This window comes from Corynebacterium sp. c25Ua_89 (assembly GCF_047459735.1).
Lineage (GTDB): Bacteria > Actinomycetota > Actinomycetes > Mycobacteriales > Mycobacteriaceae > Corynebacterium > Corynebacterium simulans.
This window is the reverse complement of sequence record NZ_JASBOD010000002.1, coordinates 358233-384053: the sequence shown is the minus strand read 5'-3', so window position 1 is coordinate 384053 and position 25821 is coordinate 358233. Positions and strand designations below refer to the sequence as shown.

Annotated in this window: 24 protein-coding genes; 21 read left to right on the top strand and 3 right to left on the bottom strand. The window is 60.0% G+C overall.

The window, feature by feature from the left end; translation table 11 throughout:
- Window positions 1-3: 3 nt before the first annotated feature.
- Window positions 4-1125, bottom strand: a complete 1122-nt coding sequence (locus QKB66_RS04615) for a polyprenyl synthetase family protein (RefSeq protein ID WP_062043930.1) — start codon at window positions 1123-1125, stop codon at window positions 4-6.
- A gap of 6 nt (window positions 1126-1131) precedes the next feature.
- Window positions 1132-1695 (bottom strand): GNAT family N-acetyltransferase, encoded by a 564-nt coding sequence (locus QKB66_RS04610; RefSeq protein WP_070733431.1) that lies wholly within the window; start codon window positions 1693-1695, stop codon window positions 1132-1134.
- Window positions 1696-1912: 217 nt separating this feature from the next.
- Here QKB66_RS04610 and QKB66_RS04605 point away from each other — a divergent pair, with 217 nt between their 5' ends.
- The 21 genes from QKB66_RS04605 (at window position 1913) to QKB66_RS04505 (ending at window position 24543) form a co-directional block, all read left to right on the top strand.
- Window positions 1913-2353: an SAV_6107 family HEPN domain-containing protein gene (locus tag QKB66_RS04605; RefSeq protein ID WP_070733430.1), complete on the top strand. Its 441-nt coding sequence runs from the start codon at window positions 1913-1915 to the stop codon at window positions 2351-2353.
- Window positions 2354-2569: 216 nt separating this feature from the next.
- On the top strand, window positions 2570-2941 hold the full coding sequence (locus QKB66_RS04600; protein ID WP_062043940.1) for a DUF3040 domain-containing protein: 372 nt from the start codon (window positions 2570-2572) through the stop codon (window positions 2939-2941).
- A 736-nt stretch (window positions 2942-3677) separates the two neighbouring features.
- Window positions 3678-4112 (top strand): division/cell wall cluster transcriptional repressor MraZ, encoded by a 435-nt coding sequence (gene mraZ, locus QKB66_RS04595; protein ID WP_061923504.1) that lies wholly within the window; start codon window positions 3678-3680, stop codon window positions 4110-4112.
- 156 nt (window positions 4113-4268) lie between these two features.
- Window positions 4269-5315 carry a 16S rRNA (cytosine(1402)-N(4))-methyltransferase RsmH gene (rsmH, locus tag QKB66_RS04590; protein ID WP_248091360.1) on the top strand — a complete coding sequence of 349 codons (1047 nt, stop codon included), beginning with the start codon at window positions 4269-4271 and terminating at the stop codon, window positions 5313-5315.
- A complete protein-coding gene (locus tag QKB66_RS04585; RefSeq protein WP_248091362.1) occupies window positions 5312-6121 on the top strand; it encodes a hypothetical protein in 810 nt (269 codons plus the stop codon). The genes rsmH and QKB66_RS04585 overlap by 4 nt, the downstream gene beginning before the upstream one ends.
- A gap of 466 nt (window positions 6122-6587) precedes the next feature.
- Window positions 6588-8420 carry a peptidoglycan D,D-transpeptidase FtsI family protein gene (locus QKB66_RS04580; protein WP_414252861.1) on the top strand — a complete coding sequence of 611 codons (1833 nt, stop codon included), beginning with the start codon at window positions 6588-6590 and terminating at the stop codon, window positions 8418-8420.
- A gap of 47 nt (window positions 8421-8467) precedes the next feature.
- A complete protein-coding gene (locus QKB66_RS04575; protein WP_414252788.1) occupies window positions 8468-10048 on the top strand; it encodes a UDP-N-acetylmuramoyl-L-alanyl-D-glutamate--2,6-diaminopimelate ligase in 1581 nt (526 codons plus the stop codon).
- A complete protein-coding gene (locus QKB66_RS04570) occupies window positions 10045-11574 on the top strand; it encodes a UDP-N-acetylmuramoyl-tripeptide--D-alanyl-D-alanine ligase (RefSeq protein ID WP_311517933.1) in 1530 nt (509 codons plus the stop codon). The genes QKB66_RS04575 and QKB66_RS04570 overlap by 4 nt, the downstream gene beginning before the upstream one ends.
- A 29-nt stretch (window positions 11575-11603) precedes the next feature.
- The gene (gene mraY, locus QKB66_RS04565) at window positions 11604-12716 is read left to right on the top strand and encodes a phospho-N-acetylmuramoyl-pentapeptide-transferase (RefSeq protein ID WP_061923494.1); all 1113 of its coding nucleotides are present in this window, start codon (window positions 11604-11606) and stop codon (window positions 12714-12716) included.
- 2 nt (window positions 12717-12718) lie between these two features.
- Window positions 12719-14173, top strand: coding sequence for a UDP-N-acetylmuramoyl-L-alanine--D-glutamate ligase (gene murD / locus QKB66_RS04560; RefSeq protein ID WP_414252787.1), 1455 nt, complete (start codon window positions 12719-12721; stop codon window positions 14171-14173).
- A 21-nt stretch (window positions 14174-14194) separates the two neighbouring features.
- Entirely contained in the window at window positions 14195-15616 is a 1422-nt protein-coding gene (locus tag QKB66_RS04555) for an FtsW/RodA/SpoVE family cell cycle protein (protein WP_248091376.1), read from the top strand.
- A gap of 29 nt (window positions 15617-15645) precedes the next feature.
- Entirely contained in the window at window positions 15646-16728 is a 1083-nt protein-coding gene (gene murG / locus QKB66_RS04550; protein ID WP_414252786.1) for an undecaprenyldiphospho-muramoylpentapeptide beta-N-acetylglucosaminyltransferase, read from the top strand.
- Between the two features lie 44 nt (window positions 16729-16772).
- Window positions 16773-18227 carry a UDP-N-acetylmuramate--L-alanine ligase gene (murC, locus tag QKB66_RS04545; RefSeq protein WP_311517929.1) on the top strand — a complete coding sequence of 485 codons (1455 nt, stop codon included), beginning with the start codon at window positions 16773-16775 and terminating at the stop codon, window positions 18225-18227.
- Window positions 18220-18870 (top strand): cell division protein FtsQ/DivIB, encoded by a 651-nt coding sequence (locus QKB66_RS04540; protein WP_248091385.1) that lies wholly within the window; start codon window positions 18220-18222, stop codon window positions 18868-18870. Before murC ends, QKB66_RS04540 begins: the two co-directional genes overlap by 8 nt.
- A 249-nt stretch (window positions 18871-19119) precedes the next feature.
- The gene (gene ftsZ / locus QKB66_RS04535; protein ID WP_248091388.1) at window positions 19120-20475 is read left to right on the top strand and encodes a cell division protein FtsZ; all 1356 of its coding nucleotides are present in this window, start codon (window positions 19120-19122) and stop codon (window positions 20473-20475) included.
- 31 nt (window positions 20476-20506) lie between these two features.
- Entirely contained in the window at window positions 20507-21235 is a 729-nt protein-coding gene (gene pgeF / locus QKB66_RS04530) for a peptidoglycan editing factor PgeF (RefSeq protein ID WP_061923470.1), read from the top strand.
- On the top strand, window positions 21236-21931 hold the full coding sequence (locus QKB66_RS04525) for a YggS family pyridoxal phosphate-dependent enzyme (protein ID WP_248091392.1): 696 nt from the start codon (window positions 21236-21238) through the stop codon (window positions 21929-21931). It begins immediately after the preceding gene.
- Window positions 21932-22036: 105 nt separating this feature from the next.
- On the top strand, window positions 22037-22474 hold the full coding sequence (locus QKB66_RS04520; RefSeq protein ID WP_248091395.1) for a cell division protein SepF: 438 nt from the start codon (window positions 22037-22039) through the stop codon (window positions 22472-22474).
- A gap of 126 nt (window positions 22475-22600) precedes the next feature.
- Complete coding sequence (locus QKB66_RS04515) at window positions 22601-22891, top strand: YggT family protein (protein WP_414252785.1); 291 nt, start codon at window positions 22601-22603, stop codon at window positions 22889-22891.
- A gap of 235 nt (window positions 22892-23126) precedes the next feature.
- The gene (locus QKB66_RS04510; RefSeq protein WP_414252784.1) at window positions 23127-24284 is read left to right on the top strand and encodes a DivIVA domain-containing protein; all 1158 of its coding nucleotides are present in this window, start codon (window positions 23127-23129) and stop codon (window positions 24282-24284) included.
- 58 nt (window positions 24285-24342) lie between these two features.
- On the top strand, window positions 24343-24543 hold the full coding sequence (locus QKB66_RS04505; RefSeq protein ID WP_248091402.1) for a zinc-binding dehydrogenase: 201 nt from the start codon (window positions 24343-24345) through the stop codon (window positions 24541-24543).
- A gap of 57 nt (window positions 24544-24600) precedes the next feature.
- On the opposite strand, the gene QKB66_RS04500 is transcribed toward QKB66_RS04505, so the two are convergent.
- On the bottom strand, window positions 24601-25626 hold the full coding sequence (locus tag QKB66_RS04500) for an HNH endonuclease signature motif containing protein (protein WP_414252783.1): 1026 nt from the start codon (window positions 25624-25626) through the stop codon (window positions 24601-24603).
- Window positions 25627-25821 lie beyond the last annotated feature (195 nt).

The window sequence follows — 25821 nt, the reverse complement described above, 5'->3', positions numbered from 1 at the left end:
TGCCTACATTCGACGGGCAGTGGACTTAATAGCCAGTGCCTCGAGGGTCTCAGTGACTGCAGGATCAACATGGGCCTTGCGCAAGTGGCCCAAGCCGGACTCGGTTAGGGCCGAAATCTGCTCCTCCAGCATTTGCGGGGCGCCGGAGTCAGCGATGATTTGAGCCATCTGCGCGATTTCGGCTGGGTCTTCCGTGTTGCCAATGAGCGAGCGCAGCACCTTCGCGGATGCTGGGTCCTTTTCATCAGCGCGCTGCAAAGCCAACGAGAGCAGCACGGTGCGCTTGCCTTCGCGCAGGTCATCACCGGCGGGCTTGCCGGTGATTTCTGGGTCACCAAAGACACCCAGCTGATCATCGCGGAGCTGGAAGGCGATGCCGATGTCGCGGCCGTAGCCACGGAAAGCGCTGATAAGCGCGGCGTCAGCACCTGCCACCGCGGCGCCCAAATGCAGAGGACGCTCGATGGTGTAGGCGGCCGTCTTATAACGGTTCACAGAATTGGCCAAAGTGGGGTCCTCAGAGCCCGCTGCCTCTAGCGAGATATCGAGCAGCTGGCCGCCGATGACTTCGGTGCGCATGCCCGCCCATGGGCCGCGCGCACGCTGCAAAGCCGCGCTGCTTAGACCTGAACCTTGCAGCATGTCTTCGGCCCAAGCTAGTGCGAGGTCACCGACGAGGATGGCAACCGACTGACCAAAGAAGTCTGCGTCACCGTGGAAGTTCTGTGCGCGATGCTGCGCTGCGACGGCGCGATGCACTGTGGGGTTGCCGCGGCGGGTATCAGAGGAATCGATGATGTCATCGTGGATAAGCGCGCAGGCCTGAATGAATTCCAGCGACGATGCGGCGGTGGCCATGGCCTGCGGATCTTCCTCGCCGTCCAAGCCGCGTGCGCCCAAGAAACCCGCCCACGCGTAGGTGGGGCGGATACGCTTGCCGCCGTCGAGGACAAAGTTTTCCAAGTAAGACGTGGCGCCAACGACGGGGCCGCCGATTTCGGCGACCTCGGGGCGGCGCTGGTCTAAAAACTCTAGGAGCTTTTCGCGGGCGGTATCCGGGAACTGCTCTAGGGAAGGAATGCTGTTGTCTTTCACTCCCCACACGTTACCTGTTGAACCGGACATTCCCTGTTACGTGGTGGAAAGCGGCAGGCGTGCCGCGAGAATTGCAAAGGCACGGGAATCAGCGGGGTATTCCAACTCGCGCAGCACATCGAAGAATCCCACCTTACGGTAGAGCCGAAATGCCGCGTTGGCCTCGTCGGGGACCTCCGGCGTCGACAGCAAAAGGTAACTGGCAGGAGCGTTCCACGCCAGCTCCTTTATTAGCGCCAATCCCAGCCCATGGCCTTGCAGGTTCGGCGCGACATGAATCTCAGCGAGCTCAAAGTAGTTGTGGAGAATCTCCAGCTGCTCCTGAGTGGCCCCGCCGGCCTCGGCGAATCCCCTCCGTAGCTGCCGGTCCCACCAGGTGTCGGGCGAACCGATGAAGCCATAAGCGACGCCGCCTATTCCATACTCATCTTCCACGATCACCGCCGTAAACCCTGGCCGCATGATGTCTGCTTTCCATGCCTTGATTCGATTTGCACGCATGGTGGGGTTATATCCCATGGCGGCGATGTAAATATCGACCAAGGGGGGCGCCAGCATGGCGAACTCTTGCGGGCTCAAGCGACGAATACGAAAACTCACGTCTTTAATATCAGCAGATCTTGGCAGAGTTCGACAAGGAATTCCGGCAAAAGTTCCTGCCCTGCTTGGCGATGCCCCGAAGAGGGGAGGGCATGTTCGAAAATATTTGGCTGTAGTGGGAAAACCATTGCCTTATTCGAACATTTGAACTAATCTGGAAGTAGATGTCCAGCGCACGCTCTAGATTTATGGTTAACAACAGCAAAGGAGGAGCATCATGGCACAGGTTATTTCTGCAACAGCACAGTTCAAGGGGTCGCGCGCTGCCGCAGGCGCGTTCAAGCGCGACCGTTTTCTAACGCAAGCCGGAGACCTTCTGTCGCAGGCCCGCGCCATGGCTGCCGCTGAGCGTTGGGACCAAGCCCTCGAATTTGCATACCAGGCGGGTCTGCGCACTGCCGGTGCGCGTATCGCAGATTCCGCAGTGTCAAAGCGGCGCCGTTTGCCCTCGAGTGCGTGGGAGCAGCTGGCCATGGTGGGCGCTTCCGAGAGGGATTGGGCGGAGCGTTTCCGTGGATATTCCCGCCTTCGTTCTCGTGTGGCCTCCGGGCTGGATGGTGCGCCGGATGAAGAAGTCGTTGTAAAGCTAATGGCCTTGGCTGCGGAATTTTTGGCAGAGGTTGAAGAGGGGATTGTCTTCGGTTCTCTTGCTGCCTAGCTGCGTGGTTTCGGGGCCAGTTATTTACTCTGGGTGTGACGTTGCCCAATAGTGGTGGGGGCAGACTGTGCTTGCGGGAACTTACTGATTACTCTGGGCGTTAGATAGTTAGTAGTTCACGAATCATGGTGTAACCCAAAGCTTGCGCGGTGGCGCGTAGGTGCATCGCAGCGTGGATTTTCGGCCCGATGCCCATTGAGATCAATTGGAGGAAAAGTGTCGCTTTCCGAGCACGAGCAGCAGGCACTGCGTGAAATTGAACGATCCTTGATGCAGGATGATCCCAAGTTTGGTTCCTCCGTTACGGGTGACTCCGGCTTCGGTAGCGGCGGCGCCATCACCCTGCGCGGGGTTGCCCTCATCGTTGTCGGCCTTTTGTTGATGGTTGGCGGCGTAGCTTTGGCACAGCAGTCACTGTGGTTTGTGGCCTTGTCTGTACTGGGCTTCCTCGTGATGTTCGGTGCTGGCGTGTGGATGCTGCGTGGCCGTAAAGAGGCTGTTAGCTATAGCGCGCCGCGCCGCCCGGCTGGCAACCGTCAAGGCGTGAGCTCCCGCCTTGAGGAGAACTTCCGCCGCCGTTTCGAATAAGCTGCCAGCTTCTTTGGTGCTAGAGCCCGCATCCTTCTGGATGCGGGCTTTTAGTTTTCTCTGAGCTCTATCTCCCACTTTCACCCCTTCCGCCCACTTCGTCCCACATTCTCCACTTTGCCCCACCGCGGGGAGGGGAGTGTGGCCTTTTGCGCGCGTTGGGCGGTGCGTATCCCAGCGGCGTGCGAGGAGGCTATGGGGTGTTCAAGAGGATTACCAGCCCTGGAAAACCAGACTTCCTGTTCGTGGTTTAGTGCGCTATGGCGTGATTGAAAACCGGCCATGAACTCTGGGTTTCCAGCCCTGGGTATTTGTCGAAACGGATATAGAGATGGGCCGCCAAACGTCGGTACCCGGGCCAGCAGCTGCAATTGGGAGAGCTGTAAACGTGCATCGCGGGCTGAGCGGGGACTGCACTAATCGCAATATGCGGGGTTCAAGGTGGCGGTGGGGCGCAATATGTTGGTGTGATTGGTGGGGCAATTGGGGTGTTTGTGGGGTGTTGTCAAGGGGGTGGCTGGGGAATTCTTCCCACCAACAAAATGGTCTTCTACCTTGGCTGATTTGTCGGAAAACTTTTAAACACGCAGTCGAGGGTGACAGAAGTGGGGGAAAGTGGGGTAGAGTGGGGCACAGTGTGGAACCGAGGGTCTGCGGATGTGTGTTGAACATCTGCCGGTGCGAGGGGCTACACAGAGGAATCCGGAGTTTCGAGTAACAGGAAGGTGGACCCGGGATGTTTCTCGGTACCTACACTCCCAAGCTCGATGACAAAGGGCGGCTAACGCTTCCAGCGAAGTTCCGTGAAGAGCTGGCGGGTGGCCTCATGGTCACCAAAGGTCAGGACCATTCCTTAGCGGTGTACCCGCGTGAGGAATTTGCGGCGCGAGCGCGAAAAGCGGCGGCGGTATCTCGTACGAACCCAGATGCGCGTGCGTTTATCCGTAACTTGGCAGCAAGTGCGGACGAGCAAAGGCCAGACGGGCACGGTCGAATCACGCTTTCAGCAGCCCACCGCGAGTACGCAAGCCTCAAGAAGGAGTGCGTGGTTGTCGGTTCGGTCGACTTCCTCGAAATCTGGGATGCAGCCGCATGGGCTGAGTACCAGGCGCAAACTGAAGATGCTTACTCGGCTGCAGACGCCGATGACGTACTAGCTGGCTTGCTTTAGACATGCAGCTAGCGATGAGTGCGTGTACGGACTCTGCCCGAGGTGGATGCTCTGGTGTACTTCCCCGATATCAGAAACCTGCCTCGGACAGGGCCCTATACGCACTCCTTTTGCACTGTAAGACAATTTTTCAAAAGTGGGGGGTGACTAGCAGCGATGACGGCTCAGGACAACAACTCGGCAGTAAATTATGACGTAGCGGATAATCACGGCCACGTGCCGGTTATGCGTGAGCGCATGGCGCAGCTGCTAGAACCTGCTCTTGCGGGCGATAACGCAGTGCTTATCGACGGCACCTTGGGGGCCGGCGGGCACACCGAGTATTTCTTGAACAAGTTCCCCAATGTCCGCGTAATTGGTGTCGACCGCGATGGCGCCTCCTTGGCGGCAGCCACCGAACGCCTTGCGCCCTTCAGAGATCGCTTCGTCGGCGTCAATGCCCGCTTTGATGATGTGTGTGCAGAAATCGAGCGCGCAGAGGGCGCGATTTTCGACGTCGCGCGTGAACACGGAATCGCCGGAGCGCTCTTCGATTTGGGCGTTTCCTCGATGCAGCTTGACCAGGTCGAGCGTGGTTTTGCTTATAAGACCGACGCGCCTTTGGATATGCGCATGGACCCTTCGCATGGGATTACTGCTGCGGATATCCTCAATACTTATAGCCACGGCGATTTGGCGCGCATCTTGAAGACCTACGGCGATGAGCGCTTCGCAGGCAAGATTGCCTCCGCCGTCCTCAAGGAGCGCGAGAAGGAGCCCTTTAGCAACTCTGAGCGCCTCGTTGAACTGCTTTATGCCACCATCCCGGCTGCCACCCGCCGCACTGGCGGGCACCCTGCAAAGCGCACTTTCCAGGCGCTGCGCGTGGAGGTTAACCGCGAGTTGGAGGCAATCGAGCAGGTTATTCCTGTCATCACTGACGCACTCACCGTGGGCGGGCGTGCGGTGTTCATGAGCTATCAGTCGTTGGAAGATCGCATCGTCAAACAGGCTTTTGCCGAGCTGACGAAGTCGAAAACTCCCGCCGGTTTGCCGATGGACCTGCCGGGTACCGCTCCGAAGTTCAAGACCGTCACCCGCGGTGCGGAAAAGGCGAGCGCCGAAGAGATCGAGGAAAACTCCCGCGCTGCTTCGGTTCGCGTCCGCGCTATCGAGCGTCTTGAGGGTGAGCCTTCGCTGCACCCACCGGGAGGCACGTCATGAGTCTCAACGAACGCATCCCTGAACGTAACTACTCCGCACAGACTTTTCAGAACCCAGCACTAGGAAGGACCCGCACCATGGGGGCGAGCCGCGACTTTACTACCGGAACTGATACCGGAGCCGCCACGACTCTTCTCGAGCCAGGCCGCCGTGCGGTCCCACAGCGTACTCCGCGCCGCGTCCCGCATCGCACACAAGTGCCGACGCGCCGCGGCAACCGCTTGGGTTCGAAGCAAGTCGTGTCTTTCCGTGGCCGCCGGCTTCCGCAGCAAACCACCAAGAAGAACTCGCTGTTTACCCGGCTATCTTTCATCGCAATCGGCTTGCTGATTTTCGGCGTGGTCGTCTCCATGTGGCTGTCCGGTATTTCCACCGCGCAGACCTTCGTGGTCAAGGATCTCACCGTCCAGGAGTCTGAGCTGGATAACCAGCTGGAGACTTTGAACCGCGACCTCGAAAATGTGCGTTCGGCATCCGACGTAGCGCGCCGTGCCAACGAGGCCAAGATGGGCGTTCCGACGAAGCCGGGCATCGTTGAGGTTGACCCAGAAGGTAACCCGCAAGAGAAGCGCCCGGCGGATCCGGCAACCGAAGCGATCGTCGACGTCAACGGCGCACCGGTTCGACCGGGCCAGGCATCCAGTGACCCGGATGCAACCAAGGATGTTTCCGGTAGCTTGAACGAGGTGCCGCAGGGCCGCCAACGCACGGACCGACAGCCAGGTGATGAGAACGCCTCATCGCCGGCACCGGGCGCGCAGGTGGAATTGCCAAACATTCCGGCGCAAGCGCCGTATGCTAACTAGCCGTGAATGTGGTTTCTTCGGATGTGCTCGCGCGTGCCTGCGCGAGCACTTCGCATTTATAGGGCAGAATCTTGATTCAGGACTGTCTGCAGCGTGATGAGCTGTAAAAAGATAATCGGCAAAAGGAAAAGGTGACTTTGTGACTCGACCCAATTCAGGTGACCGCCATGGCGGTTCCCGGAGGGACCAGGGGCGCGCCGACAGGGGCACCCCTGCGGATCGCAATAATCAAAGCCGCCTAGGACGTAACGAAGGCTACCGTCAGGGTCGTCCCACTAACCGAACCCATCGTGGGGCCGCCACCGGCTCTGCTATGCCGCGTGCCAATGCGCTGCGTCCGAGTGAGCGCGTCACTGCCGCCAGCCGTGATAAGCAAACCCGCGGTCCTGCGGCACCCGGCCGCTTCAAATTCTTACCGCAGAAGGAAATCCTTAGTAAACGCGTTAAAACCGTCGTTTCTGCGCTGATGGTCGTCCTCGTTATCCTAGGCGGGCGCCTGGCTTGGGTACAGCTCGTGTGGGGCCCGGATCTTGCCGCAAAGGCGGTGGCACAGCGTTCCCGTGTCTACATCGACTCTGCCCGCCGCGGCGAGATTGTTGACCGCAACGGCCAGCGCCTTGCCTACACCATGAAGTCCCGCTCGCTGACCGTTTCCCCGACCCGCTTGCGCGAAGAGCTGCGGGAGCAGGAAGAGATTGAGGCAACTGGCGAGGATTCTTTCGAAAACATGGACGAGGCCTCCCGCAACAAGTTCCTAGATGACAAGGTCGAGTCCCGCCTGAAGGAGATGGCTGAGGGTATCCCAGACAAGATCAAGGACGCGGGCCTTAGCACTGGAGACGTCAATTCCAAGCACATCCTCGATAAGCTTCACGCTGATACGCAGTACGAGGTCTTGGTCCGCAACGTCGATCCTGACGTCGCCGTAAAGATCGCCGAGGAGTACCACGGCTTGGCTGCCGACGAGCAGCAGATCCGCCAGTACCCCAACGGCGCAATTGCCGAAAACGTCATCGGTAAGGTTTCCATGGACGGCCAAGGCCAGTTCGGTTTCGAGGCTTCCGGCGATTCCACACTGACAGGTATCGACGGCAGCTCCACCGAGGACGTTTCCACCAGTGGCCAAGCCATCCCGGGCACCCTGCGCGATCAGGTTCCAGCTACCGATGGCAAGAACGTCACCTTGACCCTCGACCTAGACCTGCAGACCTATGTCCAGCAAAAGCTCGAAAAGGCCCGCGTGAACTCCAAGGCGAAGAACGCCCAGGCAGTCGTTCTCGACGTCGCTACCGGCGAGGTTCTTGCCATGGCTAACACGGGCACCATCGACCCAAACAAGGACATTGAAAAACAGCTCAAAGAAGACAAGGCCTTCGACAACCGCAGCGTGTCCCACCCTTATGAGCCAGGTTCCGTTGCCAAGGTGATCACCGCCGCTGCCGCATTGCAGGAAGGCGTCACCACTCCGGACGAGGTCCACCAAGTCCCGGGCTCCATCGACATGTCCGGTGTGACCGTCAACGACGCGTGGCAGCACGGCGTCGAGCCGTACACCACCACGGGTATCTTCGGTAAGTCTTCCAACGTCGGCACCCTGATGCTCGCCCAGAAGCTGGGCCAGGAGCGCTACGCCAAGTATCTCGAGGCCTTCGGCCTTGGCGAGACCACCGGCATTGAACTGCCAAATGAATCCGCAGGCCTCGTACCGGCTCAGGAACAGTGGTCCGGCGGCACCTTCGCCAACCTGCCCATCGGCCAGGGCCAGTCCTGGACCACCCTGCAATTGGCCAGCGTCTACCAGGCGCTTGCCAACGGAGGCGAGCGCATCGAACCGCGCATTATTTCCTCCATCACCGGCCCAGACGGCGAAAAGGAAAAACTCGACGAGCCGCGCAAGACCCGCGTGGTCAGTGAGGAGACGGCGAAGACCACCGTCGATATGTTCCGCGCCGTGTTCCAGAAGGATCCAAATGGCGTCCAGAACGGCACCGCGGGTGGCAATAACATCGAGGGCTATCAGCTTTCCGGTAAGACGGGCACCGCCCAGAAGGTCGATGAGAAGACCGGCGCCTACTCCAACTCCGCGTACTGGATCACTTTCGCGGGCATCGCGCCTGCCGACGACCCTCGTTTCGTCGTCGCCATTATGCTCGACGAACCGCAGTCGGGCGTCAACGACAACGGTTCCGGCGGCCAGTCTGCTGCGCCGGTGTTCAAGGATATCGCCAGCTGGCTGCTCAACCGCGACAACATTCCACCGTCCAAGCCCGCGCCGGAGCTAACCCTGCGCGCTCAATAAAACTTCAACGAATACCACACCTTCGCACTACAAAAAGGGAGAAAGCAATGAGCGTAGACCTAGAAAGCCTCGCTACTATCGGCGGCGGGCGCGTTATCGGTGACGAGACCGTCACTGTTTCCTCCTGCAGTCTCGACTCCAAGGCGATTGCTGCGGGCGGCCTCTTTGCAGCGTTGCCCGGAACCCGCGTGCATGGCGCCCAGTTCGCCGGCGGCACCGAAGCAGCTGCGATCCTCACCGACGAAGCCGGCCTGCAGCACTTGCAGGAAGCGGGGGAGCGCCGCCCGATCATCGTGGTCGAAGACATCCGCGCCGTGCTGGGGCTCATCGCCGCAGAAATCTATGAGCACCCGACGAAGTCGCTGACCGTCATTGCGGTCACCGGCACCTCCGGCAAGACGACCACCAGCTACTTGCTTGAGGCGGGCTTGCTCCACGCTGGCTACAAGGTCGGTCTCATCGGCACCACCGGCACTCGTATCAACCGCACGCCGGTTCCCACCAAGTTGACCACCCCGGAGGCGCCGACGCTGCAGGAGCTGTTCGCACGCATGCTCGCGGAGGGGGTTACCCACGTGGTCATGGAGGTTTCCTCCCACGCTCTCGAGCTGGGCCGCGTGCGGGGCACACACTTCAAGGTTGGCGGTTTCAGCAACCTTAGCCAAGATCACCTCGACTTCCACCCGACGATGGAGGATTACTTCGAGGCCAAGGCCGCGCTTTTCGACGGCCCGCAATCGGCCGCCTCCGCCGTTATCTGCGTCGACGATGAGTGGGGCAAGCGGATGCTGGAGCGCGCCGCCGGTAAGCCGCGCACCGTGGTTGCCACCACCGCAGCAGAGCAGGCACAGCAACTGGCCGACGCCGTCGATGCAACTCTGGTCACCGCGACCCAGACCGGCACCGAGGTCACCGGCGAGCAGCATGTGGATATGAACTTCGCTGGTCAGCAGCATTCCTTCGAGCTGCCGATGCCAGGCAAGTTCAACATCGCCAACGCCGCACTTGCCACGGGCATGGCGGCCGCCGTTGGCGTTGACGTCGAGCAGTTCCTAGACGGCCTCGAGCGCGTGGCCGTTCCAGGACGCATGGAGCGCATCGACCGCGGCCAGGAATTCGTCGCGGTGGTTGACTATGCCCATAAGCCGGCCGCAGTCGCCGCCGTTCTCGATACCCTGCGTGGCCAGCTCGAGGGAACCGATGGGCGCCTCGCGGTGGTCGTCGGCGCCGGCGGCGACCGTGACTCCTCCAAGCGCCCACTGATGGGCGCTGCCGCCGCAGAGCGCGCAGACCTTGTTGTGGTCACCGACGATAACCCCCGCAGCGAGGACCCAGCCACCATCCGCGCGGCCGTCATTGAGGGCGCGCGCGAGGCATCCTCGACCACCGATATCCGCGAGGTCGGCTCCCGTGCCGCCGCCATCGACGAGGCAGTTGCTTGGGCCACGCCTGGCGACGCCGTCATCGTCGTAGGCAAGGGCCACGAGGTCGGCCAAATCATCGGCGATGAGACTGTTCACTTCGACGACCGCGAAGAGCTCGCACGCGCTCTCGACGAAAAGCTAGCCGGCAACGCGCCACAGGAAAATGCGCGGTACGGTGACACTGTGGAAAAGGAACAAGCATGATTGCATTGACCCTTCAAGAAATCGCTGACATCACTGGCGGTCGCCTCGATTGCGTGGAAGATCCTTCCGTGCAGGTGACTGGATTCGTCGAATTTGATTCCCGCAAAGTCACCCCGGGCGGGCTCTTTCTCGCACTGCCGGGTGCCCGTGTAGACGGCCACGATTTTGCAGAAAAAGCAGTCGCATCCGGGGCAGTTGCTGTGCTGGCGGCACGTCCTGTTGGCGTGTCGGCTATTGTCGTTGAGCCGAAGGGCAAGGTCGAAGGCGACGGCGCTAACGCTGACATTTATGCCAACGATGAAGACGGCTCAGCCGCCGCAGTCATCGAGGCTTTGTCCGCACTGGCGCGCGCGGTCACACAACGCCTAGCTACCGATTCCGCCCTCAACATCGTGGGCGTGACCGGCTCGGCCGGTAAGACCTCCACCAAGGATCTCATCGCCACTATCTTCCGCGCAGCGGGGGAGACCGTCGCGCCTCCGGGCTCTTTTAACAACGAGGTCGGCCTGCCCTATACTGCTCTGCGTTGCGACGAGCACACCGAATACTTGGTGGCTGAGATGTCCGCTCGCGGTATCGGCCACATTCGCCACCTCACTAACATCACCGCACCCAAGGTCGGTGTGGTCTTGAACGTCGGCTCCGCCCACTTGGGCGAGTTCGGCTCCCGCGAGAACATTGCCCAAGCCAAAGGCGAACTCGTCGAGGCCCTACCGAGCGCGAAAGACGGCGGCGTCGCAGTGCTCAACGCGGACGATCCTTTCGTCGCCGGCATGGCGCCGCGCACGGATGCGAAGGTGGTCTACTACTCGGCCGTGGATAAGCAAGGCTCCAATGCGCAGTACTACGCTACGCAGATCCAGCTTGACGACGTCGCTCGTGCCTCGTTCATGATGCATACCCCAGACGCGCAGCCGCTGCCGGTGAAACTGCAGGTCTTCGGCGCGCATCAGGTCTCCAACGCCTTGGCCGCCGCTGCAGCTGCCATCGAGCTGGGGCTAAGCGCCGAGCTGGTAGCCAACGCTCTGTCTGGCCACCGCATTGCGTCGGAGCACCGCATGGACGTGCGCAACCGTCGCGATGGTGTCACGCTCATCGATGACTCCTACAACGCAAACCCAGACTCCATGCGTGCAGCCATCGCCGCGCTGGCTTATACAGCGGCGGCGCGTCCCGACGCCCGTTCCATCGCCGTGCTCGGCGAGATGGGCGAGCTCGGCGAGGACGCACTCGACTCGCACCGCCAGTTGGGCAGTGAGCTGGCGAAGTACCACGTAGACCATCTGGTGGCCGTGGGCACTAGCGTCAACACGCGGGCGATGGCGGAAGCGGCACAAGCAAAGGGTATAAATACTAGTGTCTGTGCCGATGTTGATGAGGCCGCAAAAATTGTTGACGGCCTTTTGCGTACCGCGCCAGTAGGCGTGGACGATTGGCCAAATAGGGACGCCAAAGATGTCGTCCTCGTCAAAGCTTCGAATGCCCAACGCCTGTGGCTCGTTGCAGAAAAGCTCAACCAGAGCTAGCTCACGAATATTAGAAGGAACCCAAGCAAGTGACACAGATCATCATCGCTGGTGTGGTCAGCTTTCTCGTAGCGATTTTCATCACCCCGCTGCTCATCCGTTATTTCTCGGATGTTGGCAAGGGTCAGGAGATCCGTGAGGACGGCCCGAAGTCGCACCTGCGCAAGCGCGGCACCCCGACCATGGGCGGCCTGGCCATTCTGGCAGGTATCACGGTGGGCTACCTGACGGTGGGAATCTACGGGCAGGTGACCGGCCACGGTGGCTTTACCTTCTCCGGAATCTTGGTGTTGGGCTTGACTCTGGGCCTCGGCGGCTTGGGTTTTGCCGATGACTTCATCAAGCTTTTCAAGCAGCGCAACTTGGGCCTAAACAAGACCGCCAAGTTGGTGGGGCAGCTCGCCCTCGCATTGGCTTTTGGCCTGCTCTGCCTGCAGCGCCCGGATGACACTGGCCTGACACCTGGTACCACGAAGCTGTCCTTCGTTCGAGATATTGAGACTTTCGACTTCGCGGTTGGCCCGACCATCGTGGGAACCATCGTGTTCTTGATCTTCATGTACATCTTGATCGCGGCGTGGTCGAACGCCGTGAACCTTACCGATGGTCTGGATGGTCTCGCAGCCGGCACCACCGCGATTGTCATGGGTGCATATACCATCATGACCTTCTGGCAGTTCCGCAACTCTTGTGCCACCGAGTTCACAGCCGGCTGTTACCAGGTCCGCGACCCGCTGGATCTCGCGGTTCTCACCGCCGCTGGATTGGGCGGCTGCCTGGGCTTTCTGTGGTGGAACGCGGCACCGGCGAAGATCTTCATGGGCGATACCGGCTCCCTCGCGCTCGGCGGCCTCGTCGCAGGCATTTCCGTGACCAGCCGCACCGAGCTGCTGATGATCATCATCGGTGCGCTCTTTGTCATCGAGACCGTCTCCGTTGTTATCCAGATCGTGGTCTTCCGCACCAGCGGTAAGCGTTTTTTCCGTATGGCTCCAATCCACCACCACTTCGAAAACGGTGGCTGGGCAGAAACCGCAGTGGTTGTGCGCTTCTGGTTGATTGCCGCCATGGCGGCTATGGCCGGCGTTGCTATCTTCTACGGCGACTGGCTCGCTGATTCCGGTATCGGGCTGGTGGGCTAGTCATGTCCGCTGCCTTCGATTTTGCTGCCTCCAATTCCGAGGTCTCGCCCGCGGCTCTGCCTGATTCCTTGCGCGGGCGCATCTTGGTCGCCGGCGCGGGCGTGTCCGGCCGCGGCTGCGCGAGCGTACTGCTGCGCCTCGGCGCCGACGTCGTGGTGGCTGATGGCAACGCGGATTCCCGCGCACGCCTGGAGGCCGACCTTTCTGTCACCACAATCGACGCCGCCACCGCCAACCCCGCCGATTACTCCCTCGTTGTTACTTCTCCGGGCTGGGCACCGTCCTCGCCGCTTTTGCTCGCCGCAGCTGCGGCCGGGGTAGAGGTCATCGGGGATGTCGAGCTGGCCTACCGCCTCGATGCCGCTGGCGTCTTCGGCGCACCGCGCACCTGGCTTGCCGTCACGGGCACCAATGGCAAGACCACAACCACCGGCATGCTGGCCGCAATCATGGCCGCCGATGAGCAGCGCTCCGGAAAGCGCTCCCAAGCCGTCGGAAACATCGGCACCTCGCCATTCGACGCCCTAGCCGCCAGCCCACGCGTGGATGTCCTCGTCGCTGAGCTTTCCTCCTTCCAGCTGCATTGGTCCTCCCAGCTGCGCGCGGAGGTCGGAGTACTTCTCAACCTCGCCGACGACCACCTCGATTGGCACGGTTCCTTCCACGCCTATGCCGAGGCCAAGGCGAAGGTGCTATCCGGCGCCCATGCGGTTATCGGCCGCGACGACTCCCAGGTCCGCGAATACGCCGATGCTGCCGCAGAATGCGGCGCGCTTTCTTCAGACACCCACGCTTTTACCCACACCATTCCGAATGATGGGGAAGTAGGCGTCATCGACGGCCAGCTCGTTATTAACAACGTGGCAGGCGTTAGCGCCACCGTCATCAACGATGTCACCGCCCTTCAGCCCTCTGGTATGGCGGGTATTCTCGACGCCGCAGCCGCCGCCTGCGCCGCTGTGCTCGCCGGTGCCGAGCCGGCCTCAATCACCGAAGGCCTCGAAAGCTACACTGTCGCCGGTCACCGCGGCGAACTAGTGCACCGCCATAACGGCATCGCTTTCATCGACAACTCCAAAGCCACCAACCCCCACGCAGCCGAGGCCGCGATGCGCGGGTTGGACAATGTGGTGTGGGTCGCTGGCGGCCAGCTCAAAGGTGCCGACGTCAGCGATCTTCTCGACGCCCACGCGGAAAGGCTAAAAGCAGCGGTTGTAATGGGCGTCGACAAGCAAGTGCTCTACGATGCCCTCCAGCAGCGTGGAGTTGCCACCACCGTCATCGAATCCACCGATCCCCTAAGGGCAATGGAGGAGGCGGTTACCGTCGCAGTGCAACACGCCGAACCCGGCGATACCGTCCTTTTGGCGCCGGCTGGGGCATCGTTGGATATGTACCAAGGCATGGCGCAGCGCGGTGACTTCTTCGCCGCAGCCGCCCAGCGCATCGCACGTTAACCACGCAATTCAGGAGACTCCATGACCGCAACTAGGCCGCAACAACCAGCGTCGAAGACGCTCGGCCAACGCGTGGGCGAAATCCGTCAGCACTACCGCGCGCAACCGGGGCTGGACTACCAGCTGCTGCGGATTATCATCTTTTCGCTGATTGGCATTGGCGTGCTCATGGCATTCTCCGCATCCATGGCTACTTCCTTCACGGAAAACTCCAACGTGTGGACTGATGCCATCCGCCAGTGCCTGCTCGTGACAGGCGGCCTGATTTTGTTCTGGATTGCGCTGCGGGTTTCTCCTTATACGCTGCGTAAGTTCGTGCCGTGGCTGCTGCTTTTGTCCATCATCTTGCTTATCGCAGTGTTGATTCCTGGCGTGGGTACCGGTCGTGAGACGGTGGGCTCGCAGTCCTGGATTCCGCTGGGCCCTGTGGCTTTCCAGCCTTCTGAGTTCGCACGTGTCACCGTAGCGATGTACGGCGCTTCGGCGCTGGCGGGCAAGCCGCACCGTTCGCTGCGTCTTTCTGACCCATTCATGATGTACTCGCTCATCGCGTCTGTGATGTTCGTGCTCATCGTGTTGCAGGGCGATATCGGCATGGCGGCGTCGCTTGCCTTGGTGGTTATTTTCACCTTGCTTTTTGCGGGCGTGAACTGGCGCGTCGCCGCCACCATCATTGGCCTCGGTGCGTTGGGCTTAACCGCAGTTTTTCTGGGCGGCGGTTTCCGTACGCACCGTTTCCATACCTACTTTGATGCTTTCCGCGGCAACATCGAGGACACGCAGGGCACCGGTTTCCAGGCCTACCAAGGCTTCCTTTCGCTTGCCGACGGCGGGTTCTGGGGCGTTGGCCTCGGCCAATCCCGTGCGAAGTGGTTCTACCTGCCGGAGGCGAAGAATGACTTCGTCTTTGCCATCATTGGCGAGGAACTCGGACTGTGGGGCGGCTTGTTGGTTATCGGCTTGTTTGCCGCACTGGGTTATATCGGTCTGCGTACGGCAAAGAATGCGCAGGATTCTTTCCAGGCGCTGCTGGCCGCCACATTGACGGTCGGCGTTGTTATCCAGGCCTTCATTAACATCGGCTATGTGGTGGGGCTTCTTCCTGTGACGGGCATTCAGCTGCCTATGATTTCCGCCGGCGGCTCCGCAGCGCTTATCACCATCGGTTCGATGGGCGTGCTGTGTAACGTCGCGCGCCATGAGCCGCTGCAGATTTCTGCGATGCAGAACTTCGGCCGTCCGCTGTTCGACCGTCTGTTTTTCATCCCCGAGCCGCAGCTTTCCGACGCCGCCCCGAAGCGTAAGGGAGGCCGCCATGCCTCGCAGCCGCAGAAGAATCGGGGCGGGCGTCGGCCAGCGGAGCGCGAGGAACGCTTTGGCCGAACGGTGACGAGCCGTGGGCCTAGTGATTACCGCCTGCCGCGGCGCGGCGAGAAGCGGTAAGCCCGGGTGGCGCTGGTAGCCTGTAGGTCATGAATTCCACCCCCATTTCTGTCGTCCTTGCAGGTGGCGGCACCGCAGGCCATATCGAACCAGCGCTCGCAGTGGGTGAAGCGCTCCGGCAGCGTCACGGCGCGAAGATAACCGCGCTAGGCACCGAGAAGGGACTGGAGCGCGATATCGTTCCCGCCCGCGGGGTGGATCTGCGCATGGTGACTCCCGTTCCGGTTCCGCGCAAGGTGAACGCCGATCTGTTTAAGCTTCCTTTGAACGTTGCAAAGTCGGTAATGCAAACCCGCAAGGTTTTAAAAGACGTTGAGGCTGACGTGGTCTTTGGAACGGGCGGATACGTTTCCGCTTCGGCCTACCTTGCTGCAAAGACTCTAGGCATGCCTTTTTATGTGCTAGAAACCAACGCGCTTTCGGGCATCGCAAATAAGCTTGGCGTGCGTTTGGGCGGAATCGGCTTCAACGCGCACCCGAACTCCGGCATGCCGGGCGAGGTCGTGGGTATCCCAGTGCGCCCAGGAATGGGGCAAGACCCCGACGGTTCTGTGGCTGCGGAGGCCCGCAAGCGTTGGGGGTTGCGCGAGGATATGCCCACCATCGTCATTACCGGTGGCTCGCAGGGCGCAGCCAGCATCAATAAGGCAGTGGCGGGCGCGTTGCCGGAGCTGACCGAGAGGTACCAAGTTCTGCACGCCTATGGAAAGAAGAACGCGGCGCCGGCGTTTGCCTCGAATTACATCCCGCTGCCGTACATCGACGATATGGCCGGTGCCCTTGCCGTAGCTGACTTGATGATTTGCCGCTCCGGCGCGATGACGGTCGCTGAGGTAACCGCCGCTGGCGTTCCTGCCATTTATGTGCCGCTGCCAATCGGAAATGGGGAGCAGGCGCTGAACTCCCGCGAGCTAGTGGAAGCCGGCGCTGCCGTGCAGATCGCCGACGCCGAACTCAACCCCCAGCGCTTGGTCTCCGAGGTCCGCGGCATCATGGAAGACGGCGCACGCCTTAGCACAATGCAGAAGGCCACGGCGACGAGCTCTGCAGGCGACGTTGCCAACACCATCGCCGACCGAATCGCCACCACCATCGAGCAAGCGCGCGCTTAAAACCCTCGCGCAAGATCTTTGAAGCTGAAGGAATTTTAAAGAAGATGACTGACTCTTATGACCTCACTCGCGTCCACATGGTGGGCATCGGCGGTTCTGGCATGTCTGGCCTGGCGCGCATCCTCGCCTCGCGTGGTGGCGTCGTTACCGGCTCCGACGTTAAGGAGTCAACGCCGGTGGAAATCCTGCGCACGATGGGTGTAAAGATTGCGGTAGGCCACGCGGCAGAAAATCTCGAGCTGGCGGGAGAGAAGCCGACTGTCGTGGTCACTTCCTTCGCAGCCATCCCGCAGGATAACCCGGAGTTGGTAGGTGCGCGGGAGGCCGGCATTCCGGTGATTCGCCGCTCCGACCTTCTCGCCGAGCTGATGGAGGGCCACCAGCAGGTGCTCCTCGCTGGTACGCATGGCAAGACTTCCACCACCTCGATGACCGTCTCTGCGATGCAGCAGGCAGGTCTTGATCCTTCCTTTGCCATTGGTGGCCAGCTCAACCGCGCGGGCACCAACGCTCATGGCGGGACTGGCGATGCCTTCGTCGCCGAGGCCGATGAATCCGATGCTTCCTTGCTGCGCTATAGCCCTGAAGTCGCGGTGATTACCAACATCGAGCCGGACCACCTAGATTTCTTCCACAATGCTGAGGCCTATTATCAGGTCTTCGACGACTTCGCCGATCGCATCGTGCCGGGCGGACATCTCGTCGTGTGCTTGGAGGATGAGCATGCAGCGCAGGCCGGTAAACGCGCCCTTGACCGCGGAATCAACGTTCTTGGCTACGGCAGCGCTCAAGCAGCCGCGCAGTATCCGGAGATTCCCTTGGCCGCTGAGGTAGCAGAAGAGCAGGTTTCTGTCATTGGCATGCAAGTCCGTGCACGCGTCACGCTGCCCGGTGGAAAGGCGGAAGAGCTCTCCTATGAGCTGCAGATTCCGGGGCATCACATGGTGCTTAACTCTTTGGCCTCGCTTATCGCGGGCGGCTTGGCCGGCGGCGACCTGGACGATCTCGCGGTGGGCCTTAGTGATTTCACCGGTGTGCGCCGTCGCTTTGAGTACCGAGGCACCGAGCACGAGGTGCGCGTCTTCGACGACTATGCCCACCACCCAACCGAGGTCACCGCAGTCCTCGGTGCAGCCCGCCAAAAGGTAGAGGCAGAAGGCAAGGGGGCGCGCGTTATCGCATGCTTCCAGCCGCACCTGTACTCCCGCACGATGGAATTCGACAAGGAGTTCGCTGCAGCACTCGCGCTTGCCGACGCCGCCGTTGTCCTCGACATCTACGGCGCTCGGGAGCAACCGGTGGAGGGCATTACCTCCCGCATCATCACCGACAAAATGCCGGAAGAGATGAAGGTCATTTTCGAACCGGATTTCTCGGAGGCGGCTCAAGATGTTGTGTCCCTGGTGCGCCCTGGCGATGTCGTACTCACCATCGGCGCGGGTTCAGTCACGATGCTGGCCGCGGAGATCCTCGATGAGCTGAAGGCGCTTAATGACTAAGAAGACAATTGCGGTTTCTGTCACGGGGCTCGTAGCGGTCGTTGTGCTGGCGGCAGTTGCCGTGTGGATGTTCCCTGTGTTCAAGGTTTCTTCCTTCGAGGTACAAGGCATAAGCCATGTCGATGCAGCACAGGTGGAAGAAGCCAGTGGTGTCGCTAAAGGCGAGAACCTAGTGCGGGTAGATGCCCGTGCAGCGGCGTCGGGAGTCGCACGCTTGCCGTGGGTCAAGTCCGCAACCGTATCGCGCTCATTTCCGTCGACTTTGAGCGTGGAGGTTACAGAACACGAGGCGGTGGCTTTCCGTGATAAGAACAAGCTTATCGACGCCGAGGGTGAAGAATTCGCCGAGGACACCCCGCCGGAGGGCGCAGTGGAAATTACCGGCAGCGCCGAGCCCGACTCGGAGGAGATGAGTGATGCCGTGGAGGTAGTCGCCGCTTTGCCACAGCCGTTGCGCGCACAGGTGAAGTCTCTCGAGGTTAAAAGCGCTTATTCGATGACTTTCCGTTTGAAAGATGATCGCAGCGTCTTCTGGGGTGCCTCGGAGGATAACGCCAATAAGGCTTTGGCTTTCGAGACGGTTTTGAAGATGGAAGGCGGGCAGTGGAATATTTCAAACCCCGAATTGGTAACCACGAAATAGCCGTCTGAATTTAACGCCCTGCGCAGAGCCCATCTTGGTCATACAGGTGGGGTGCGTGGGGCGTTTGTGATTTGAAAACCTGCACGTCAGCAACCCTAAACTACAACTTGAGGGTACCGACACGCGGCAAAATGTACGTGAAAAACTACGGCACTTCCATAAAGATGGAAATAACCGCGCGTGAGATAAAGTCGCGTGCAATAAAAATCCTCGTTTACGCACCAACAGTGAAAGGTGAGCACCCCTCACATGATCTCAACTAGCAATAACCTCGCGGAAATCAAGGTCGTCGGTGTCGGCGGCGGCGGCGTTAACGCCGTGAACCGCATGATCGAAGAAGGTCTGAAGGGTGTTCAGTTCGTCGCGATTAACACCGACTCCCAGGCGCTGATTTTCTCGGATGCTGACACCAAGCTCGATATCGGCCGCGAAGCCACCCGCGGTCTCGGCGCGGGCGCTAACCCGGAGGTTGGCAAGACCTCCGCAGAAGACCACAAGACTGAGATTGAGGATGCCCTGGAAGGCTCGGACATGGTCTTCGTCACCGCCGGCGAGGGTGGCGGCACTGGTACCGGCGCCGCTCCGGTCGTTGCTTCCATCGCGAAAAAGATGGGGGCGCTGACCGTCGGCGTTGTTACCCGTCCATTCAAGTTCGAGGGCGCACGCCGTACCCGCCAGGCAATGTCTGGCATCGAGGAGCTGCGCGACGTCTGCGACACGCTCATCGTTATCCCGAACGACCGTCTGATGCAGCTGGGGGGCGAGGAGCTGTCCATCGTCGAGGCATTCCGCGCAGCCGATGAGGTCCTGCACAACGGTGTCCAGGGTATTACGAACCTGATCACCATCCCGGGCATGATTAACGTCGACTTTGCCGACGTCCGCTCCGTCATGGCCGATGCCGGCTCCGCTCTCATGGGCATCGGCTCTGCACGCGGTGATAACCGTGCGCTCAATGCCGCTGAGCAGGCAATCAACTCCCCGCTGCTCGAGTCCACCATGGAAGGCGCAAAGGGCGTTCTGCTCTCCATCGCCGGCGGCTCTGATCTTGGTCTGCATGAGGTTAACGCCGCTGCATCCATGGTCGAGGAGCGTGCTGACGAAGACGCCAACATCATCTTCGGTACCATCATCGATGACAACCTGGGCGACGAAGTCCGCGTCACCATCATCGCCACCGGCTTTGATGCACAGGCCAACATGACCACCGCAGCTCAGCCGGCACCGTCCCAGCCGCAGCAGCAGCGTCCGGGCTCCCTTTTCGATAACCGCCAGGAAGCTTCGGCACAGCAGTCGGTACAACAGGAGCCAATGCACCAACAGCAACCGGTACAGCAGCAACCGCTGCAGCAGGAGCCAGTACAGCAGCAGCCGGTACAGCAGCAGCCGCGCTACGAGGAACCTGCGCAGCCGCGTTACGAGGAGCAGCCGGCTGAGACCTACCGTCCACGCCATTCCTCCAACGGTCTGTTCACCAGCTCCGATCGTTTTGCTCGTGAAGATCGCCGTGACGACTACCGCCTGTCCCGCCCGGCAGATCGTCGTGACGACCGTCGCCACGATGACGGCGATGACGATCTCGACGTGCCGTCCTTCATGCGCTAAAGCAGCAAAATACTGCGCTAACCTGGAGTGCATGCCAGTAAACGAGGAAGCACCTAAACGCCCCGTTCGCATGGTCTTTACGACTCGTGCGGGCGGGGTTTCGTCATCGCCTTACGACTCTTTCAACCTAGGCGACCACGTCGGCGATGACCCGGCAAACGTCGCCCATAACCGCGCCCGTCTCGCCAGGGTTCTCGGGCTCGATGAGATTGTGTGGATGGAACAGCTCCACACCAACACCGTCACTCGCGTCGACCGTAGCCATGTTGGCACCCCAGTGGCGGCGACCGACGCAATCGTCACTACCGAAAAACGCTTAGGACTCGGGGTTCTGGTTGCTGATTGCACCCCCGTATTGCTCAGCGACATCTCCGCCGGCGTTATCGCCGCTGCCCATGCCGGTCGGCTCGGCGCCCGCAACGGGATCATTCGCAACACGGTTACTACGATGTGCGAACTGGGCGCGAGCCCCTCCAACATTCAAGTTCTTCTCGGCCCCGCCGCATCGGGACTGAACTATGAGGTGCCGGAGGCTATGGCAAACGACGTCGAGAAGCACTTGCCCGGGGCGAAGACCCGCACAAAGAAGGGCACCTGGGGCGTCGACGTTCGCAAGGGTCTTGTCCGTCAGCTGATGGGGATGGGAATTACCAACATTGAAGCTGACCCTCGCTGCACCATCGAAGACAGCGACTTCTTTTCTTACCGCCGCGAAGGCACTACCGGACGCCAAGCCGGTGTTATTTGGTTGGAGGCATAAATGACACGCAAGCAGCAATTACAGGAAAACCTCGAGCGCACCCGCGCTGATATCGCAGAAATCGCCAAGAATGCCGGCCGTCCTGCGCCCGAACTGCTGCCGGTGACCAAGTTTCACCCGGCTGCCGACGTCGCGCTACTCGCCGAGCTTGGTATCACCGACGTCGCCGAGAACCGCGAACAAGAAGCCCGTGCCAAGGCGGCGGAGTTGCCGCAGATGCGTTTCCATATGATTGGCCAGATTCAGACGAAGAAGGCCAATCACGTCGCGCGGTGGGCACAAAGTGTGCATTCGTTGGATACGGAAAAGCTTGCGCGTGCGTTGGACCGGGGCGTCGGCAATGCTTTGCAAGCGGGCGAGCGCGAAGGAAAACTGCCGGTGTTCATCCAGCTCTCCCACGACGGAGATAGTGCGCGCGGGGGAGTAGCCTATGCGGATGTCGATGAGCTTGTGGGCGTCGTGGAGGATCTCGACAACCTCGAACTGCGCGGTTTCATGGTCGTTCCGCCCCTAGATGCGGACCCGGTTGAAGTTTTTGCCCGAGTTCGCAAGCTCTGTGACGAGGTGGGCAGCCGCCTTGGACGGAAGCTTTTGATGTCGGCGGGAATGAGCGCGGATATGGCTGTGGCGATTGCCGCGGGAAGCGATATCGTGCGTGTCGGAACCGGCATCATGGGACCCCGCCCATTAGGTTAAGTGGCAACGCAAAAGCGCATTTCACGGGTGCAATTCACTGCTTTCACATGAGTAACATTCGCACCAAAAACATGCTCAACAATTAGGGTCAGAGGGAGACCAGAAATGTCATTGATTGATAGGACGAAAGAGTTCTTCGGACTGGGTCCGGTGGACATCGAAGCGGACGATGCATACTACGCAGACGAGCGCACTTATGAGTCCAACGGCTCTGCTGCTTACGCCCCGCGCTCTTTCGAGCCGGCAGCACAGGAGGAGTTCGTTCCGACCATCGTTGCGCTTTCCCTCGTTTCCTTCAACGATGCGGCCAAGGTTGGCGCACCGTTCCGTGATGGCGACGCCGTTGTCTTTGAGCTGACCGATGCGGACAAGGCGTCGGCAAAGCGTTTCATTGACTTTGCTGCTGGCCTGTGCTTCGGTCTCGAGGGTCGCATGCTCAACCTGACCAAGGGTATGGACACCGACCGTCGCGTTTTCGCCATCGTGCCGAAGGATGCAGGCATCTCCACTCTGGAGCTTGAGCGCGCAGCGCACCTGCGTTAAACAGAAGCTTTTAAAGTAACGCCGTCTTATCTTTCCTCTAAGTGTTGGTGGGGGAAGGGGAGGGCGGCGTTCGCCATTAGCGAGCCGAGTGCCGAACACGGGGGTAGTTCATATAGGCTCGAGCGGGTGAGCATTATCGGATATAGTTTGTTGCTGTTTCTACGTATCTTCTCGTGGATTTTGGCCCTGCGAATCATCATCGAGATGATTCAGTCTTTCTCGCGCCAATTTAACCCACCGCGGTGGTTCATGGTGGTGGCAGAGCCGCTGTTTGTAGTTACTGACCCGCCAGTAAAGGCACTCCGCCGCGTGGTCCCGCCGCTGCGTCTGGGTGGAGTGGCACTGGACATGTCCATCCTTGTTTTGTTCCTGATTTTGATGGTCCTGCAGATGGTTGTTGTTGCAGTGTTCTTGTAGTGCGGGTGTATTAAAACCTCCCGTTAACGTTGAGACTGCGTGCAACGTTAGATAATGTGGGCTTTTGGATATAATCTTCACTGATATTCCGTAAAATTAAACGCACAAGTTCTTTGTTAGCGAATCCTGAGTAGACACCTGAGTTCAGAATTTAGGTACTCTCGGGATACGTTTACATCTCCCAAAAACTCCGGACCCACCGGAGTTGCACCGACTCGAAGGGGAAGAGAAGTCAATGCCACTGTCACCAGCTGATGTTCACAACGTCGCTTTTAGCAAGCCGCCAATTGGCAAGCGTGGCTACAACGAGGATGAGGTCGACCAGTTCCTGGACCTCGTCGAGGACACCCTTGCCCAGCTGCAGGACGAGAATGATGACCTGCAGTCTCAGGTAGAGCAGCTGCAGTCCAAGGGCGGCGCTGGTGCTGCAGCGGGTGCCGTTGCAGGGTCCGCAGCTACTAAGGGTGCAGACGAAGCTACCCTCCGTAAGGAGATCGAGTCCAAGCTGCGCGCTGAGTACGAGACCAAGCTTGCTGATTCCAAGAATGAAGTTGCCAAGGCTAAGGAAGAAGCAAAGCGCGCGCAGGAACAGGCAAAGAATGCTGAGTCCGCTAAGGCTCCGGCTGCTGCTTTCTCGAACAGCGATGCTGAGCTGAAGGCTGCACGCGAGGACGCCGCAAAGGCAAAGCGCGAGCTCGAGGTAGCTCGTGCAGAGGCTACTCAGGCCAAGAAGGACCTCGAGACTTCCAAGAAGGAGAACGAGGACCTGAAGAAGAACGCTGGCTCTGCAAAGACCGCAGCGGCTTCTGGTCTGGCTGGTGCAGGTGTTGGCGCTGCCGCAACCAAGGCTGCCGACGGCCTGGCTACCCCAGAGACCCACATGCAGGCAGCTCGCGTTCTGGGCTTGGCGCAGGAGATGGCAGACCGCCTGACCTCCGAGGCAAAGGCAGAGTCCGAGTCCATGCTCTCCGAGGCACGCACTGCCGCCGAGAAGCAGCTGACCGATGCTGATTCCCGCTCCAAGGCACAGCTCGTAGACGCTCAGCAGAAGTTCGACGCACAGCTCGCAGACGCTGATACTCGCTCCAAGAAGCTGGTTTCCGAGGCTGAGGCTAAGGCAAAGCAGACCGAGTCCGAGGCTAACTCCCGCGCTGAGGCACAGATTCGCCAGGCAGAGGAGAAGGCTGCTGCCCTGCAGGCTGACGCTGAGAAGAAGCACACCGAGGTCATGAACACCGTCAAGCAGCAGCAGACGGCTCTTGAGGCTCGTATCGCTGAGCTGCGCACCTTCGAGCGCGAGTACCGCACCCGTCTGAAGACCCTGCTGGAGTCCCAGCTGGAGGAGCTTGAGACTCGCGGCACCGCTGCTCCTAACGGCGAGGCTGGCAAGTAAAAGCTATTTATAAAGCGCCCTTCCGAGTATCCGGGAGGGCGCTTTTCTGGAGGTTTAAATGCTTGTTGCAGCACTCGTCTTGGCGTTCGTGGCTTTCCTAGCTCTCGTCAACTTCATTCTGACTGCAGCTGATTGGTCGCTGTATCTTCTCTTCGCTTCTGCCGGCCTAGGCATGGTGCTGTTCGTGATAGACGGTCTACGCAAGCGCAAACCTGATTTTGCGCAGGACGAGGAGGCAGGGGAGCACCCTGCCTCCTAGATTGTGGCGCATGGCCCTGACATTGCATTGCACATAGTCGTGGTTGTTGCCTTTTTGCTAGCCGCGCTGCCAGCGCACCTTTCCATCGACCCTGGCTAACCTACCGCGTAACGGCGGGGCGTTAGGGTCGTCTTCGTTCACGCCGTTGTGGTAGTGACATAAAGTCGCAAGATTTGCCATGTTCGTTGGACCTCCCTGCGACCAGGCGTTTAAGTGATGCACCTGACTAGTATCTGCCGGGTGATTACAACCTGGCCAAGCACAGGTGGGATTTTCTGCTCCCGCCATCAGCCTTTGCTTGCTGTTGGCAAAGCGCTTCGTTCGATAGAGATTCACCGGCCCCTCATGTGGATGCACGAGTGTGGCGAAATCAAGGCACGAGTCCAGTGCTCTTCTCACGAACTCCGCGCCGGACATGACGGCGCCGTTTGTCATTTGCAGGCTTATCTCCTCGCCGTCGCCCTGCAAGATCTTTGCCAGCGCGGGCAGTTGTACGATGACGTTGGTATGTACCCGCGGCCTTTCTCCGGTTGCGCTAGACACTCTTGTTGAGTCCTTAGCAGCGCGGAAGAAGAGGTTTTCCAAAGACTCCAGGGGAGAAGCAGGGTCGATAGCCGCATGCATATCCGCGATTAAAGTCGATGGGCCGGTGATCGCCAAAGTCCATGGCTTATCCTTGCGGCGATACAGCTTTACTCCTTGCTCTGGCTCGCGCTCGCTATTGAGCGCTTTTAGTTTTTTCTTCGCTAGCTGCTCCATCGCGAGGGTATCGGCCTTGGTATTGCACAGTTCCTCGCGCATCTGCCACGCCGCACGTTGGGTCTTCGTGCGCATTGCGTAGCGTTCGATAACTTCGATTGTGGGCAGGGAATGGCCAAGCCTTTGCGCTGCAGCCACGGAATCGCGTTGCCGGCGGGTGAAAGCGGTGCGGCCAAAGTAGACGTCGTAAAGCGCGAGCAATTGCTGTGCCGTTTTATCCGGCGCGCCAGCCGATATCAAAGCCTTTTCAGACAGTCCTGCGCACCCAGCCACGATGTCCATGCCTGGGCGTATTGCCGCTAAGAATGCCTGAAGTGAAGTCATAAACCCACCCTAAAAAGCCCTATCGACAAGGCACAAGGGGAATTTTTCAACCTGTGGATAACTTTGTCTCAACCGACTCATTGATATCCATTTGCACCACTCGGGAACCTCAGTCTGTGAAAAGTTGACGCCGTGGGTATAATTTCCTCACGTATGCAATGATCCGGCCATCACCGGGGAGCATCTCGGAAGAAC